The sequence below is a fragment of the Acidimicrobiia bacterium genome, assembly GCA_029210695.1.
Taxonomy (GTDB): domain Bacteria; phylum Actinomycetota; class Acidimicrobiia; order Spongiisociales; family JAHEDJ01; genus JAHEDJ01.
In genome coordinates this window covers 1-14,210 of the sequence record JARGFH010000077.1, presented here as the reverse complement: position 1 = coordinate 14,210, position 14,210 = coordinate 1, and the positions used below count along the sequence as shown (strand labels likewise).

15 protein-coding genes are annotated in these 14,210 nt (G+C 63.5%); 8 read left to right on the top strand and 7 right to left on the bottom strand.

Annotation, left to right across the window (positions count from 1 at the left end; all coding sequences use genetic code 11):
• Positions 1-10 precede the first annotated feature (10 nt).
• The 5 genes from P1T08_16675 to P1T08_16655 all read right to left on the bottom strand — a co-directional run bounded on the left by P1T08_16675 (position 11) and on the right by P1T08_16655 (position 5,184).
• On the bottom strand, positions 11-1,477 hold the full coding sequence (locus P1T08_16675) for a c-type cytochrome (protein ID MDF1597716.1): 1,467 nt from the start codon (positions 1,475-1,477) through the stop codon (positions 11-13).
• Positions 1,478-1,682: 205 nt separating this feature from the next.
• The gene (locus P1T08_16670; protein ID MDF1597715.1) at positions 1,683-2,129 is read right to left on the bottom strand and encodes an SUF system NifU family Fe-S cluster assembly protein; all 447 of its coding nucleotides are present in this window, start codon (positions 2,127-2,129) and stop codon (positions 1,683-1,685) included.
• A 16-nt stretch (positions 2,130-2,145) separates the two neighbouring features.
• Positions 2,146-3,378 carry a cysteine desulfurase gene (locus P1T08_16665; GenBank protein MDF1597714.1) on the bottom strand — a complete coding sequence of 411 codons (1,233 nt, stop codon included), beginning with the start codon at positions 3,376-3,378 and terminating at the stop codon, positions 2,146-2,148.
• Between the two features lies 1 nt (position 3,379).
• A complete protein-coding gene (sufC, locus tag P1T08_16660) occupies positions 3,380-4,135 on the bottom strand; it encodes a Fe-S cluster assembly ATPase SufC (protein MDF1597713.1) in 756 nt (251 codons plus the stop codon).
• Positions 4,136-4,179: 44 nt separating this feature from the next.
• Entirely contained in the window at positions 4,180-5,184 is a 1,005-nt protein-coding gene (locus tag P1T08_16655; GenBank protein MDF1597712.1) for a hypothetical protein, read from the bottom strand.
• Here P1T08_16655 and P1T08_16650 point away from each other — a divergent pair.
• Positions 5,183-5,716, top strand: a complete 534-nt coding sequence (locus P1T08_16650; protein ID MDF1597711.1) for a YbaK/EbsC family protein — start codon at positions 5,183-5,185, stop codon at positions 5,714-5,716. The genes P1T08_16655 and P1T08_16650 overlap by 2 nt on opposite strands.
• A 60-nt stretch (positions 5,717-5,776) precedes the next feature.
• Here the strand turns inward: P1T08_16650 and P1T08_16645 are convergent, their stop codons facing one another.
• Complete coding sequence (locus P1T08_16645) at positions 5,777-6,703, bottom strand: LLM class flavin-dependent oxidoreductase (protein ID MDF1597710.1); 927 nt, start codon at positions 6,701-6,703, stop codon at positions 5,777-5,779.
• Positions 6,704-6,748: 45 nt separating this feature from the next.
• Here P1T08_16645 and P1T08_16640 point away from each other — a divergent pair, with 45 nt between their 5' ends.
• Both P1T08_16640 and P1T08_16635 read left to right on the top strand, forming a co-directional pair.
• Complete coding sequence (locus tag P1T08_16640) at positions 6,749-7,516, top strand: peptidoglycan recognition family protein (GenBank protein MDF1597709.1); 768 nt, start codon at positions 6,749-6,751, stop codon at positions 7,514-7,516.
• Positions 7,517-7,581: 65 nt separating this feature from the next.
• Positions 7,582-9,597 (top strand): beta-propeller domain-containing protein, encoded by a 2,016-nt coding sequence (locus P1T08_16635; GenBank protein ID MDF1597708.1) that lies wholly within the window; start codon positions 7,582-7,584, stop codon positions 9,595-9,597.
• Positions 9,598-9,736: 139 nt separating this feature from the next.
• Here the strand turns inward: P1T08_16635 and P1T08_16630 are convergent, their stop codons facing one another.
• Complete coding sequence (locus P1T08_16630; GenBank protein MDF1597707.1) at positions 9,737-10,336, bottom strand: MBL fold metallo-hydrolase; 600 nt, start codon at positions 10,334-10,336, stop codon at positions 9,737-9,739.
• Positions 10,337-10,462: 126 nt separating this feature from the next.
• Here P1T08_16630 and P1T08_16625 point away from each other — a divergent pair, with 126 nt between their 5' ends.
• The 5 genes from P1T08_16625 (at position 10,463) to P1T08_16605 (ending at position 14,085) form a co-directional block, all read left to right on the top strand.
• Complete coding sequence (locus P1T08_16625) at positions 10,463-10,888, top strand: hypothetical protein (protein MDF1597706.1); 426 nt, start codon at positions 10,463-10,465, stop codon at positions 10,886-10,888.
• Between the two features lie 292 nt (positions 10,889-11,180).
• Positions 11,181-12,815: a methylmalonyl-CoA mutase family protein gene (locus P1T08_16620; protein ID MDF1597705.1), complete on the top strand. Its 1,635-nt coding sequence runs from the start codon at positions 11,181-11,183 to the stop codon at positions 12,813-12,815.
• Positions 12,796-12,984, top strand: a complete 189-nt coding sequence (locus P1T08_16615; protein ID MDF1597704.1) for a hypothetical protein — start codon at positions 12,796-12,798, stop codon at positions 12,982-12,984. Before P1T08_16620 ends, P1T08_16615 begins: the two co-directional genes overlap by 20 nt.
• A 25-nt stretch (positions 12,985-13,009) precedes the next feature.
• The gene (locus P1T08_16610; GenBank protein ID MDF1597703.1) at positions 13,010-13,246 is read left to right on the top strand and encodes a hypothetical protein; all 237 of its coding nucleotides are present in this window, start codon (positions 13,010-13,012) and stop codon (positions 13,244-13,246) included.
• The gene (locus tag P1T08_16605) at positions 13,243-14,085 is read left to right on the top strand and encodes an amidohydrolase family protein (GenBank protein MDF1597702.1); all 843 of its coding nucleotides are present in this window, start codon (positions 13,243-13,245) and stop codon (positions 14,083-14,085) included. The genes P1T08_16610 and P1T08_16605 overlap by 4 nt, the downstream gene beginning before the upstream one ends.
• The last annotated feature ends 125 nt before the right edge of the window (positions 14,086-14,210 follow it).

Below are 14,210 nucleotides of genomic sequence, written 5' to 3'. Positions count from 1 at the left end.
GAGCCCTCCTCTACGCCGGAAAACCCAACTGGAATCTACTCGCCACCATCACACCCCGCTGAAATCCGATGAGCCACTTGACGTAGAGAGAGGTACCGTCGACGCCACCAACAAGCCCGGCGGGGGTGGAGGAGCCACTCCGGAGCGCTGACAGGTAGGCGACGACGGCATTGATCTGTGCGGAATCGAGTCGAGACCCAAAGGCCGGCATGGATGCGCCTTTGCCGTCAACTACCGCCGAAGACAGCTGCGTGTCGGTCAGCGAATGACCCACGAGATCTCCGCCGGAGGCGCCGTGACAGGCGGCGCAGTTCGTCGAGAAGACGCTGGACCCGCTCGGTGGTGGCGACCCGGGGGCGGTGGTGGTTGTAGTGGATGAGGTCTTTCCGGCGACGTAGGAGATGACGGCGTCGATCTCTGCCTTGGAGAGTTTGGTGGAGAAGCCGGGCATGCCGGTGGTGCCGTTGTTGACGGCGGTGGCGATCTGGCTGGAGGTGATGGTGCGTCCGACCAGGTTGCCGCCGTTTGCGCCGTGGCAGGCCGCGCAGTTGTTGGTGTAGACGGTTGCTCCGCTGGGCGGTGACGGGGGCGGAGTTCCCGGGAGAGTGGTGGTGGTCGTAGTAGCCGGGGGTGTGAGCGAAAGGATGTAATCGGCGATCGCGCCGATCTGAGTGGCGTTGTAAGTCGAACTGTACGGCGGCATGCCGCCGGTAGTTCCGTTGGTGATGGTGTTCACCAGCTGGGTGCGCGACAGGGTGGTTCCCGCCAGATCGCCGCCGCCGGAGCCATGGCATCCTGCACACGATGTGGCGAAGAGAGCGGACCCGTTGGGAGGCGGAGGAGGAGGTGTCCCGGGGGCGGTCGTGGTGGTCGTGGTGGGCGCAGAGTTCAAGTCGAACAGCCACTGGGAAACGGTCTGAATCTCTCCGGAACTCAACGAACCCGAAAAGCCCGGCATGCCGGAGGTCCCGCTGGTGACGACGGATGTGATCCGGCTGAGGGTGAGACTGCGACCGAGGAGATTTCCTCCGTTGCCTCCGTGGCAACTTGCGCAGTTGGCCTGGTAGATGGCGCCGCCGCTACCGGGGGCGGCGGTTGTGGTGGTAGCACCGGGGACCGTGGTGGTGGTGGTGACTGTTGACGGGTTGTCGGCCGCGTTGCCGGGGAAGGTATGGGCGTTTATCTCGACGATGTTCGTGTACCCGTCGTCGTCTGCATCGAGGTTGTTGATCGCCGTGAAGTTCTCATCTTCTTTCCACTGCTTGGCATAGTCGTTGAGCTTGTACTCGTCTCCAACGATGTTGTGGCAAAGCACGCACGAGTCGATACGGCTCCCGATGGCGGCCGGGTAGGTGTCCTCGAATGCTGGAAGGAACCCGGGTTGCGGTTTGGCGTCCGCACCGTCGCCCAGCACGAAGACAATTGCAGCGGCCAGGATCCCCACCAGCGTAAACAACGCTGCCGCTCGAGCTTTCATTGTGCTCGTCCCTCGATTCGACTCGGTTCCAACCCGAAATGAGTATCGGTCGACCGTGCCTAATGCCTTACCAATGAACGGTTAAGGGCGGAATAATTCTTTTCGCCGCCCTCTGTGCCGCAGCTCTTGCGTGCGTCGCGGCCGGGTTGAGCGAAACCCGATATGCAGGAGCACGGCGAGCACCGCGCCTCGGAGAATCGAGGACCTACGAGCCCTGGAGCGCCTCTTCGAGGGTCGTCCAGGCCAGGTTGGCGCATTTGATGCGCACCGGGAACTTCCGGACACCCTGCAGCGCTTCGAGATCGCCGAGCGTCGCGCCGGGCCGGTCCGGGTCGAGGCCGGCATCGCCTTCGGCGTCGATGTCCATCATCGCCTTGAACCGGGCGGTCAATGCTGCGATTTCGGAGCGGGTCTTGCCCTTGATCGCGTCTGACATCATCGACGCCGACGACTGGCTGATTGAGCAGCCGCGACCGACGATCGACACCTCCGCAACCGTGTCGTTCTCGAATGACAGATCCAGAGAGATCTCGTCGCCGCACAGCGGATTGTGCCCGTCTGCATGGGCATCTGGAGAGTCGATCGGTTTCCGGTTCCGTGGGTTCCGGTAATGATCGAGTATGACTTCGCGGTAGAGTTCATCGAGGGCCATCGGCGGAACCCTACCTCTACCCCAACCCAAACAGAGATCGGGCTTCATGGAGCGCGGCGATGAGGGCGTCAACGTCGTCATGGCTGTTGTAGACGTGAAACGAAGCTCGGGCCGTAGCAGCAACGCACAAGTCGGCCATCAGCGGCTTGGCGCAGTGATGTCCGGCCCGCACGGAGATGCCGCGACTGTCGAGGATCGTGGCGATGTCGTGCGGGTGTACGTCGCCGAGGGTGAAGCTGATCACGCCGCCCCGGGTCTTGATATCGGTCGGTCCGTACTGCACGAGATCGGGTACTTCACTCATCCGCTCCAGCGCGTAGGCGGTGAGGTCGAGATCATGCGAGCGGACGGCGTCCATGCCGACCTCCTCGAGGTAGTGCACGGCCGCGGCGAGGCCGATCGCTTCGGCAATCGGGGGAGTGCCTGCTTCGAACTTCTGCGGCACCGGCGCCCAGGTCGACTCGAAGAGATCGACGGTGGAGATCATCTCGCCGCCGCCTTCCCACGGCTCCATTTCCTCCAGCAAGTCAGGTTTGCCCCACAGAACACCTATCCCGGTCGGGCCGAGCATCTTGTGGGCGGAGAAGGCCAGGAAGTCGGCTCCAAGGGTCTGCACGTCTACCTCGGCGTGTGGAACGAGTTGGGCTCCGTCCACGATGATCACGGCCTTCGAGCCGGCCCTAACGAGGTCGGCGACCAGGTGCATCGGGGGGATCGATCCCAGGACATTCGACATGCCGGTCAGCGAGACGATCTTGACCCGCTCGTCGATCGTTGCCGCGAGTGCTTCCAGGTCGATCTGGTAATCCGGGGTCAGCGGTATGTAGACGAGTTCGGCTCCGGTCCGGGCGGCCACGAGCTGCCAGGGAACGATGTTGGCATGGTGCTCCATCATGGAGAGGACGACCCGGTCTCCTGCCTGGAGATGGTCGTAGCCCCAGCTGCTCGCCAGGCCGTTGAGAGCGGTCGTTGTTCCCCGGGTGAAGATGATCTCCTCGGGTGAGCCGGCATTGATGAAGGCAGCCACCCGGGCCCGTGCATCTTCATAGAGCCCGGTGGCCTCCTGCGACAACCGGTAGGCCCCCCGGTGAACGTTGGCATATTGGGATCGATAGAACCGGTCCATGGCGTCGAGCACCGAACCCGGTTTCTGTGCGCTCGCCGCCGAGTCGAGGAAGACGACGGGATGCCCCTCAGCTTCGCGTCTGAGAATGGGGAAATCCCGTCGCAGATGCGAGAGGTCGGTCATGTCAGGCTGATGCTTCTTCCCGGAATGCGTCGTAGCCGTCGGCTTCCAGACGTTCTGCGAGCTCCGATCCACCCGAGGTCAGCACCCGTCCGTCGATGAATACGTGGACGTGGTCGGGGGTGATGTAGTCGAGCAGCCGCTGGTAATGCGTGATGATGAGGAAACCGCGTTCGGGGCCGGTCAGCTTGTTGACCCCTTCCGCCACGATCCTGAGGGCGTCGATGTCGAGGCCGGAGTCGGTTTCGTCCATGACGGCGAGTTCTGGCTCGAGCACTGCCATCTGGAGGATCTCATTGCGTTTGCGTTCTCCGCCGGAGAATCCTTCATTGAGGTAGCGATCGGCGAACCCCGGTTCCATCCCGAGTTCGCGCATGACGTCCATGACCCGCAGGCGAAGCTCGAGCACCGTGTAGTCGATGCCGGTGCGATTGGAAAAGGCAGCCCGCAAGAACTGGACGATCGGAACGCCGGGAATCTCCTCGGGATACTGGAAGGCGAGGAACATCCCCATGTTCGATCGGTCGTTGGTCGGGGACTCGGTAACGTCCTCACCTTTGAAGAGAACCCGTCCCTCGGTGACCGTGTAGGAGGGGTGGCCCATCAGCACGTTGGCCAGCGTTGACTTGCCGGAGCCGTTGGGGCCCATGAGGGCGTGTATCTCGCCCTTGTTGACGGTCAGGTCAACGCCGCGCAGGATCTCAACGTCGCCGGCCGACGCATGGAGGTTCTCGATCTTCAGAAGAGGGTGGTCGGACATCTGCCCATCTTAATTAGCAACACGTAGATAGTGAAAATGGGGACTCATTCGCCGGCGAGTGCTGCAGTCACCGAGACCTCCATCACGAGGCCGATGCCGCCTTCCACCGGTTCGCCCGTCGTGTCGTCCGGGAAGGCTACAGAGATCATGGCAGGGATTGTTGCAGAGGCTTCGTAGGTCATCAGGACGCCGGCCGCCGTGTCGAACACGGAGGTTCCCCGGCCCTCGAGCGGACTGCCGCTGATGGTGAGGTCGAATCCGGACCCCGTCACCGTCGATGGAAGATCGCCGCTCTGGGTCCCGTCGGTGAGATCAGCCGACCCGCCGAAGAACAACTGCAGGAGATCGCCGAGCGAGAGGGTGAACCCGTCGTTGGAATAGGTGGTGTCGATGGAGGCGAGGTCGCCTTCTAGCGTCGACAGCAGGTGTGCGGTGGTGGTCTCGACCGTGGCGCTGAGCACCGAGACCGACGACACCGTGGTCCAACTGTCGCCTTCGGCAAGGCTTCCCGTTTGGAACTCCGGGCCGAGGTGACCGTTGAGCGGATCGAAGCCGACCGAGGTTCCTATGCCGATGGGGTTATCGAGGAGGGCGAGCGGATTTGTCTCATCTGCGGTCGACGAGAGAACCACCCCGTTGCCGTCGATAACGATTGTGACGGTCTGTGGATCGAGGTTGGGAGCCAAGCCTTCCGGGACGGCGTCGAGGGAGTCGATGGACTCGCCGTCGACCTCACCGCTGATGGTTGTCTCGGTGAATGTCGTCGTGGCGGTGATGGCGAACGTTCCTTCGTCCGGTCCGGCCGCCGCGTCGTAAACGACTTGCCCGTCGGAACGCACGAGTACATCCGCGGAGCCAGGAAGGTCGGCGCCCCCCAGCAGTGCCGGCGCCGACTGGAGGTCGACCGTAGTGATCAAACGCTGTTCGAGGGTGACGTCGTAGACGAGGTGGTCCCCCACCTCGTACCCGTATGCAAATTCCACCAGCCCTGCTCCGCCGCAGGCGGCGATCAGGACGGTGATTGAAAGCAGTAATGCGAGGCGGGTCATGCGAGGTCAACTCCGGGAAGGTAGTTTCGCAGTCTATGAGCCCTTCCGGACAACGCGATTGACGCTCCCCAGAGCGACCCGCCGGATCGTCGACTTCGCCGCCTCGTGCGGAGTGACGGTCGTGGTCGAGCACTTCCCGGCCGGGACCAAGACCGCAGCAGACGCGGCCGGGGCCGTCGGGTGTGAGGTGGCCGCCATCGTGAAGTCGCTTGTGTTCATGGTCGATGACGAACCGGTCCTGGCGCTCGTTCCCGGCGACCTGCGCCTCGACGACCGAAAACTCGCCGATGCGATGGGTGGAAAGCGGTCCCGGCGGGCGTCCCTGGACGAGGTGCGGGCTGCAACAGGATACGTCGCAGGCGGCACCCCGCCCTTCGCGCATGAACATCCGATCACGGTTCTCGCGGACCGGCAACTTCGCCGGAATGAGCTGTTGTGGGCGGCGGGCGGCACGCCCTCGAGCGTATTCTCCCTCTCGCTCGACGATTTGATGAGGCTCAGCGGAGCCACCTGGGCAGACATCAGCCGCTAACCCAGACCGTTTTCGCGCGGGAATCCCACCCTATGAGGTGGGATTCCCGCGCGAAAACGGCTATTTGCCCCGCAAGGTCTCGAATGTGGCGGGCATGGTGCTCTGGTCGGAGAGGTCGAGGTGCTGCACGTAGTACTTCGTGACGCCGGCGTCTTCCAGTTCCGCGAGTGTCTCCCGTGCGCGTTCGGGCGGTCCGACGGGGATTCCGGCCTTCGTCCAGCGTTCCTCGAACTCCGACGGGGTGCGGTCGCGCTCCGCGGCGGCGGCGGCCAGGTTCGATCGGTATTCCGCCTCGTCTCTCCCCACCAGGACCGGGCCCATCACGCTCATCGTGATTGCATCCGGATCCCGTCCGGCAGCCTCTGCGGATTCCCGCACCACGACGATCTTCGGAGCGATGTCGGCGGCCGTGCCGACGAAGTGGTTGTATTCATCTGCGAACCTGCCCGCCAGGTTCGGGGTCCGGGACTTGCCTGAGCCACCGATGATGATCGGGAGATTGATGGGTTTCGGCTGGATGTCACCCGTCAGCCGGTAGTAGGTGCCTTCGTAGTCAGCCGGTTCTCCGCCGAAGGCGGCTGCCAGGTATTCGAGCGCTTCTTCAAAACGTTCGAATCGCTCGCCCCACGGCGGGAAAGGGAGTCCGAAGGCCTCATGTTCGAGGTCCATCCAACCGGTGCCCACGCCGAGATCGAAGCGCCCGCCGGACATCTGGTCGATCGTCACCGCCGCCTTGGCGATGACCGCCGGATGACGGAACGTGATCGGTGACACGAGCACGGCCAGTCGGATGGTCTTCGTCTCGCGGGCGAGTCCGCCCAGGGTGGCGAAGGCATCCGTTGCGTCCGGCTTCGGATCCCGGCTGGCGTAGTAGTGGTCCGAACGAGCGAAACTCACCAATCCGTTGTTCTCGGCCCATATCGCCGCGGCGAGAAGTTCCTCGTATGTACCTCCGATTTGCGGTTCGGTCATCAATGCGAAGTCCACACGTTCCTCCTGAGATCCGGCCGTGCTCGATAGGGTACAAGCAGGATGGAGCCAATCACCCGCCGGAGATTCCTGTTGATGACGGCCGCCGGCCTCGGCGGCTTTGCACTGTGGCAGCGTCGCCCGGACGACCCGGTGCCGACGGCGGCGCCGGTTTCGACCACCGTGACGACTTCTGGCCCGCTCCCGACCACAACGACGATGCCGGCTACCACGACGACCACCAGGCCACCGGTCGCACTCGAGGTGATCGGGCGAGAGGGATGGGGAGCCCGGCCTCCTGTGGCCGAGTACGGCACCCACACGATCGATCACCTGACCGTCCATCACACTTCGGTGATATTGACGGACAATCGCCTCGCTCCGGCTCGCCTGCGCGGCCACCAGGCCTACCACCAGGAGCAAGGCTGGGCCGACCTCGCCTATCACTTCGCCATAGATCGGGACGGCAACGTCTACGAGGCCAGGCCGTACTCGGCTCCCGGAGACACCTTCACGAACTACGACCCGGCCGGCCACTTTCTCCCCGTGCTCGAGGGCAACTACAGCGAGCAGGAACCGACGGACCGGCAGCTCGAATCCCTGGTGCTGCTGCTCGCCTGGGCGTCCGCCGAGTTCGGGGTAGATCCGGCCACGATCGGCGGCCATCGTGACTACGCGGCGACCACCTGCCCCGGCGATCGTCTCTACGCCTCGATCGGCGACGGATCCATTGGCCGACGCGTTCAGGAGCGACTCGATTCCGGTGGCGTCGCGCTGACCTACGCTCTGGGCGAGGCCGCCCTGGCGCGAGTCGCAGGAATCGAAGCATGAAGAAAACCGGGAACCGATCAAGGAGCGCGGTGCGTCGCAATGGAGAACAAACCGGAGGAAATCCCATGCGACGACTCATGCTCATGATCCTTTCCATCGCACTCGTGGCGTCTGCTTGCGGCACCGGCAGTGCCACCACGACTAGCCCGCCCGGCGGGCCCGGCAACGTTACCGGCGCCTTCGCCGGAGCCCTCGTGCAGTTCAATCACTGCGACGAACTGCTCGACTGGATTCAGGCAGAAGCCCTCGAACGGGTCGGACCGTGGGGCCTCGACGGAACCGGGGGGCCGTGGATGTTCGACGATATGGCGTTCGCCATTGAGGAGTCGGTTGCCTCCGACTCAGCAGGGGGAGCGCAGCGATCGAGTGCTTCGCCGGCGACGACCACCGCCCAAAGCGATGAGTTTTCCAAGACCAACGTCCAGGAAGTGGGCGTCGACGAACCCGATATCGTCAAGACCGACGGCAAGCGCATCGTGGCCGTCGCCGACCAGCGTCTCTACGTGATCGACGTCACCGGTGACGAACCGCTGCTGCTGGATTCGATCACGCTGAATACGGTGTGGATCTCCGAAATCCTCATGTCTGATGATCGCATTCTGGTCCTCGGCAACTCCGACTACTACTCGGTCCCGATCGCCGATTCCAGGGGCATCTCACCCGGGCCGTGGGGGAGCCCTCTCACCGTCATCACCGAGATCGACATGAGCGACGCGACCGACCTCGCCATCGACCGTGAGTTGTTCCTCGACGGGACGTACCTCAGCGCCCGGATGGTCGACAACACCGTTCGCATAGTGCTCCGTGCCTTCCCGACCGGCCTCGAATTCGAGTACCCGAGCGGTTCCGGCCTGCGCGCAGAGCGAGACGCAGAACTCGCCAATCAGGAAATCATCCAGAACTCGACCATCGACAACTGGGTTCCCTACTACGTGCTCGAAGATCACCGCGGCGGCGTCTCGACGACCACCGAGGGGAATCTGCTCGCTTGCGAGCAGGCCTTCCATCCGGAAGAGTTCTCCGGCTTCGGCATGCTGACCGTTCTGACGGTCGACATGAGCAAGGGCATCGACCCGGACAAGTCGGTTGGTGTCATGGCAGACGGCGAAACTGTCTACGCCTCAGCGGACAGCCTCTACGTCGCCACCACTCGTTGGGTCGACTGGCAGCTCTTCGAGAATGAAGATGCGATCGCCGAGGAAACGGAGGGGTACACCACTGCCATCCACAAGTTCGACATCTCGGACCCGGATGAGACCGTCTACAAGGCGACCGGCGAGGTCCCCGGCCATCTGCTGAGTCAATGGTCGATGTCCGAGGACGGCGGTTACCTGCGGGTGGCAACTACCGACGCCGGATCGTGGTGGGGATGGCGAACCGATGAATCCGAGAGCTTCGTCACCATCCTGGACGAGGACGGCGGCAAGCTCCGACAGGTCGGGCAGGTCGGCGAACTCGGCCTCGGAGAGCAGATCTACGCAGTGCGGATGATGGGCGACACCGGCTATGTCGTAACCTTCCGCCAGACCGACCCTCTCTACGTGATCGATCTCTCCGACCCCACCGCTCCGAAGGTCACAGGCGAGCTCAAGATCCTCGGCTACTCGGCCTACTTGCACCCGATCGGCGATGGGCTGCTCCTCGGAGTCGGGCAGGATGCCTCCGAAGAGGGCCGCACACTCGGAACGCAGATAGCCGTGTTCGACGTGTCCGACCCGGCTAATCCGCAGCGCCTACACAAGATGACGCTGGAAGACAGCTCATCGGAGGTCGAGTACGACCACCGGGCATTCCTCTACTGGCCCGCCACCGGCCTGACCATCGTCCCGATCCAGCGCTACAGCTGGGATGAGACGAAGGGCGACGACTTCTTCGCCGGAGCAGTCGGGATCAAGGCCACCAGGGACGGGATCGAGAAGATCGACACCATCACCCACATGACCGGCGGAACCGACGAGTGGAACGCCCAGATCCGCCGTTCGGTGGTCGTCGGCGATTCGCTCTACACGCTCAGCTACAAAGGGCTGATGAAGAGCGATCTCGAGACGCTGACCGAGCAGGCCTTCCTGGACCTGCAGTAGAAACCAAGAGGGGGTCCGGCGCAACCGGGCCCCCTCGGTCGTGGTCTGAGATGGGCCGAAGGGGAGTCTCCAGAATCCGTCGGAACCCTCATGGCAATTGGCGATCGGCCCCGCGCCTACGAGATGGGTTGGCCGACCGTCACCACCTCCGCCGGCGCCATTCCTCTACATGCGGGCGTTCGGCACCGATGGTGGTGGCCTCCCCATGTCCAGGGTATACATGCGTGTCGTCTCCGAGTACGAACAGGCGCTCGTCGAGGCTGCGCATGATCGTATCGAAGTCGGCATACGGGAAGCGGGTGGCTCCCGGCCCCCCGGGGAAGAGCGTGTCGCCGGTAAAGAGATGGCGGCCCATCAACAAGCTGGTCGAGCCCGGCGTGTGGCCGGGCGTGTGGATTGCTGCCAGCGAATGCCCGCCGATGAGGAAGTCCTCCCTATCGACCAGTGGCACATCGGGAATGATCCCTGCGATGGCGGAGTCCGCCGGGTGCATGAGGAACGGAACACCGAGTCTCCGCCTCACCTCTTCGAGCGCTCCGATGTGATCCTGATGTCCATGTGTGGTGAGTACGGCAAGGACGTTCAGCTCTTCGACCGCGGCCACGATTCGGTCGGGATCAGCCGCCGCGTCGATGATGGCCGCCTGCCCGGAGGAAGCGACAACGTACACGTTGTTCTCGAGAGGCCCGACGATGAGGCGGCCGATACGAACCTGCCCATCGTCAACGAGTATCTCCATGTCAACACTGTAGAGCCGGGCCCGTCGCTGCCGGCCGACCGGCGTAGAAATGCGTCCACCGGCCTCTTCCCGAGTGCGATACGCCTTCGCCATCCGTTCTGCGTGGTGCCGGTACCATGACGACCCATGAGCGGATTGACCGGAGTTACACTCGGAGCCATCCTGCTGACCGTTTTCCTGGGGATCCTGGCGGTGATGGTCTGGCGCAACGCCCGGGAGCGCCGTATCCCTGCTGCCCCCGTTTACGTCATCGAAGATGCCGCCGGGTTCGTAGCTGCGCTCCTCGATGGGGAGACAGCCCTTGGACGCGCAGATATTCGCCGGATACTCGAGTGGGAGGTGTACTTCCTCCAGATGCTGGCCAGGAGGTCCCATCGCCTTGGAGGCGGGGACGTCGTCGCCGGCGGAACCGACCAGGCCGTCGAGTACATTCAGGTCCAGGCAGCCGCCAAACAGCAGGTTGAATACAGTGAGGATCAGATACGCGCCGTTCTGGCAGGCGAAGCGGCCTATCTGGAAGCCATCGGAGCGGTAGGAGAGGTAGTGACGTGAGGGTTCGTTGTGGAGCATGTCGAAGTGAGGTAGAGATCCCCGGTCCGGGCCGGTTCAACTGCCCGTCCTGTGGGTCGCCCAATGAAGTCCGGGCGCCCGGCGCGATGCCGCCCGGGGCAGGAGGAGGGTTTGCAGGAGAACCCGCCCAACCACCGCCTCCGCAGCCGGATCCGCCCTCACCCAAGACGACCTGTAGCAACTGCGTGTTTTCGTTCATCGTTGGCGACATCGAGGTGGCGGTGTGCCCGAACTGCGGGTCAGAGGTGAAGGTGAAAGACGAGGGCGAATCGGGATGACGAAAAGCGCCTGGCAGGAGGACTACGAGGCCGGCAGGCTGCGCAAGGACCGGTTCGAGACGCTGTCCTTCGAGGATGTGCCGGCGTTGAGCTCACCCGATGATGTCGACGAGCGGATCGGGTTCCCGGGCCAGTACCCCTATACGCGCGGGATTCATGCGACCGGCTATCGGGGAAAGTTGTGGACAATCCGCCAGTTCGCCGGCTTCGCCGACGTCGGCGCTACGAATGACCGATTCCGGTACCTGCTCGAGCAAGGCCAGGACGGCCTGTCGGTCGCCTTCGACATGCCAACGCTGATGGGGTATGACTCAGACGATGAGATTTCGCTGGGTGAGGTGGGGCACTGCGGCGTCGCGGTCGACTCGGCAGACGACATGGTGGCTCTGTTCGACCAGATCCCGCTCGACAAGGTGTCGGTCTCGATGACCATCAACGGTCCTGCCCAGATTCTGTTCGCGCAACTGCTGGTGGCCGCCGAGGAACAGGGCGTCGATTGGCAGGCTTTGCAGGGGACACTCCAGAACGACATCCTGAAGGAGTACATCGCTCAGAAGGAGTGGGTCTTCCCGCCCGAACCTCACCTTCGGCTGATGGGCGACATGGTTGAGTTCTGTGCCGACGAGGTACCGCAGTGGAACACGATCTCGATCTCCGGCTATCACATTCGCGAAGCAGGCGCCACGGCCGCTCAGGAACTGGCGTTTACGCTGGGAGACGGGTTCGCCTATGTCGAATCATTCATGCGCCGCGGCCTCGATGTCGATGCCTTTGCCCCTCGCCTCTCCTTCTTTTTCGATTCCCATGTGGACTTCTTCGAGGAGATCGCCAAGTTCCGGGCGGCCAGGCGGATCTGGGCGCGTTGGATGCGAGACCGCTACGGAGCCAAAGATGAACGGTCACTGAAACTGCGGTTCCATACACAAACGGCGGGCGTATCACTAACCGCCCAGCAGCCGGAGAACAACATCGTTCGGACCGCCGTCGAGGCGCTGGCGGCGGTCCTGGGTGGAACCCAGAGTCTCCACACCAACGCCCTCGATGAGGTGTACGCGCTTCCGACCGAGAAGGCCGCCGAAATCGCCCTTCGCACCCAGCAGGTCATTGCCGAGGAGACGGGTGTTGCCAACACAATCGACCCACTGGGCGGCTCGTGGTTCGTCGAGGAGATGACGGACCGCATGGAGGCGCTGGCCATGGAGATCCTCGAGCATGTCGACCGGTTGGGAGAAGGGTCCATGTTGGACGGCACCCTGCGCGGCATCGAAGAGGGCTATTTCCAGATGGCACTATCGGAATCGGCTTACCAGTTCGAGAAATCCCTCGACTCCGGGGAGCGTGCCATCGTCGGAGTGAACAAGTACGAGAAGGACGAAGAGGACCGGCTCGAGATACTGCGCATTGGAGCCGAAATCGAGCATTTCCAGAACCTGCGGCTTAAGGAGTTGCGATCGGTGCGGGATGCCGGGGCGGTCGAACGTGCACTCGGCGCCCTCGAGCGAGGCGCCCGCGGTGATGCAAACCTCATGCCTTTGCTCGTAGATGCTTGCCGGGTGCGGGCAACACAGGGCGAGATCGTCGACCGGCTCAAGCAGGTGTTCGGGACCTATCGTGAGCACGCCCGCATCTAGCTTCAATGCGCTGGCGACCCGCCTGGCGGTGTCCGTGTATTTCTCGCTGGCGCCTGCGACGGTGCCGCCCTGGCGGCTGGCGCCCACGATCCCGCCCGCCCGGGTCCTCCCGATCGGTGAACCGGTTCCGCGCCCGGCAGCCCGGGTTCCCTGGAGTGCCATCCGCTGAGGTTGTCAGACGGTCGCCGAGTAACGTGAGCTCAGCGGACGAAACGGAGTACGAGATGGGTCGATTGCGGAGGTTCGAGGAGTACCGGTACATCGGTACACGCGACACCATGGTTTTCTACGACTGCGACGATGCGGAGCAGTTTGCGGAACTCGAGGATCGTGTCAAAGCAGACGACCTCCTGACCAGGAACCTGCTGTCCTCGTTTGGGCCGGACACGCCACCCGAAGCGCGCAACAGGGGATTCCGCGCCGGGCGATGACCAAATTCATCGACATTCACGTGCATCCGCCGGTCGCGGAATTCCTCAACGGCCCGTTCGCTCCGTATCTCGATCAACTCGCCGAGCACTTCGGGCGCCCCCTCGAGGTGATGACTACGGAAGAGATAGCCGATTACTACCGACGCCTCGACGGCGTGGCTGTGCTGCTTGCCTGGTCCGCCCAGACTGCGAGCGGGCTGCCTGCATTTCGTAATGAGACCGTATCGCAGATGGTGGCGGAGGCGCCCGACGTATTCATCGGCTTCGGGTCGATCGACCCGCATCGCGGGTCGGCGGCGGTGTCGGCGGTTCACCAGGCTGCCCGTGACGGACTGCGCGGTCTGAAGTTCCATCCGTCCGCGCAGGGTTTCACGCCCTCCGACCGGGAGTTCCATCCGATCTTCGAAGCCGCCGAGGAGGCCGGTCTGATCGTCCTCTCGCACACCGGGTTCACCGGCCTCGGTGCCGGAACGGCGGGGGGGATGGGAATCCGCCAGCAGTTTTCGCACCCGATGCATATCGACGAAGTCGCCGCGACGTTTCCCCGATTGCAGATCGTCATGGCCCACCCCTCGTGGCCGTGGCAGTCGGAGGCGCTGGCGGTGGCGCAGCACAAGACGAATGTGTGGATCGACCTGTCCGGGTGGTCTCCGAAGTACTTGAGTTCGGAGCTTCTGACTGCGGTGCAGGGGCCGCTGCGCGACCGAACCCTGTTCGGGACCGACTTCCCATTCATCACCCCGGAGAAATGGCTGCGCGACTGGGACGGCCTCGAGATGTCCGAGGATCTAACTCGCCGGGTGCTGTACGACAACGCGGCCAGATTGCTGGGGATCTAGTCCCCGGGTCGCGGGTCGCGAGTGGCGGGTCGTAATGGCGGGAGCGACTTCTAGTGGTCTGTCGCTGAAATGGCGAACCGGTGTAGTGTTGGGGGATGGTTGCTACTGCTGAAGCGTTGCGGATG

Bases quoted from the DNA above. Each gene is read 5' to 3' on its own strand.
- P1T08_16675 (MDF1597716.1), bottom strand. From the start codon at position 1,477: ATGAAAGCTCGAGCGGCAGCGTTGTTTACGCTGGTGGGGATCCTGGCC.
- P1T08_16670 (MDF1597715.1), bottom strand. From the start codon at position 2,129: ATGGCCCTCGATGAACTCTACCGCGAAGTCATACTCGATCATTACCGG.
- P1T08_16665 (MDF1597714.1), bottom strand. From the start codon at position 3,378: ATGACCGACCTCTCGCATCTGCGACGGGATTTCCCCATTCTCAGACGC.
- sufC (MDF1597713.1), bottom strand. From the start codon at position 4,135: ATGTCCGACCACCCTCTTCTGAAGATCGAGAACCTCCATGCGTCGGCC.
- P1T08_16650 (MDF1597711.1), top strand. From the start codon at position 5,183: ATGCGAGGTCAACTCCGGGAAGGTAGTTTCGCAGTCTATGAGCCCTTC.
- P1T08_16655 (MDF1597712.1), bottom strand. From the start codon at position 5,184: ATGACCCGCCTCGCATTACTGCTTTCAATCACCGTCCTGATCGCCGCC.
- P1T08_16640 (MDF1597709.1), top strand. From the start codon at position 6,749: ATGGAGCCAATCACCCGCCGGAGATTCCTGTTGATGACGGCCGCCGGC.
- P1T08_16635 (MDF1597708.1), top strand. From the start codon at position 7,582: ATGCGACGACTCATGCTCATGATCCTTTCCATCGCACTCGTGGCGTCT.
- P1T08_16630 (MDF1597707.1), bottom strand. From the start codon at position 10,336: ATGGAGATACTCGTTGACGATGGGCAGGTTCGTATCGGCCGCCTCATC.
- P1T08_16625 (MDF1597706.1), top strand. From the start codon at position 10,463: ATGAGCGGATTGACCGGAGTTACACTCGGAGCCATCCTGCTGACCGTT.
- P1T08_16620 (MDF1597705.1), top strand. From the start codon at position 11,181: ATGACGAAAAGCGCCTGGCAGGAGGACTACGAGGCCGGCAGGCTGCGC.
- P1T08_16605 (MDF1597702.1), top strand. From the start codon at position 13,243: ATGACCAAATTCATCGACATTCACGTGCATCCGCCGGTCGCGGAATTC.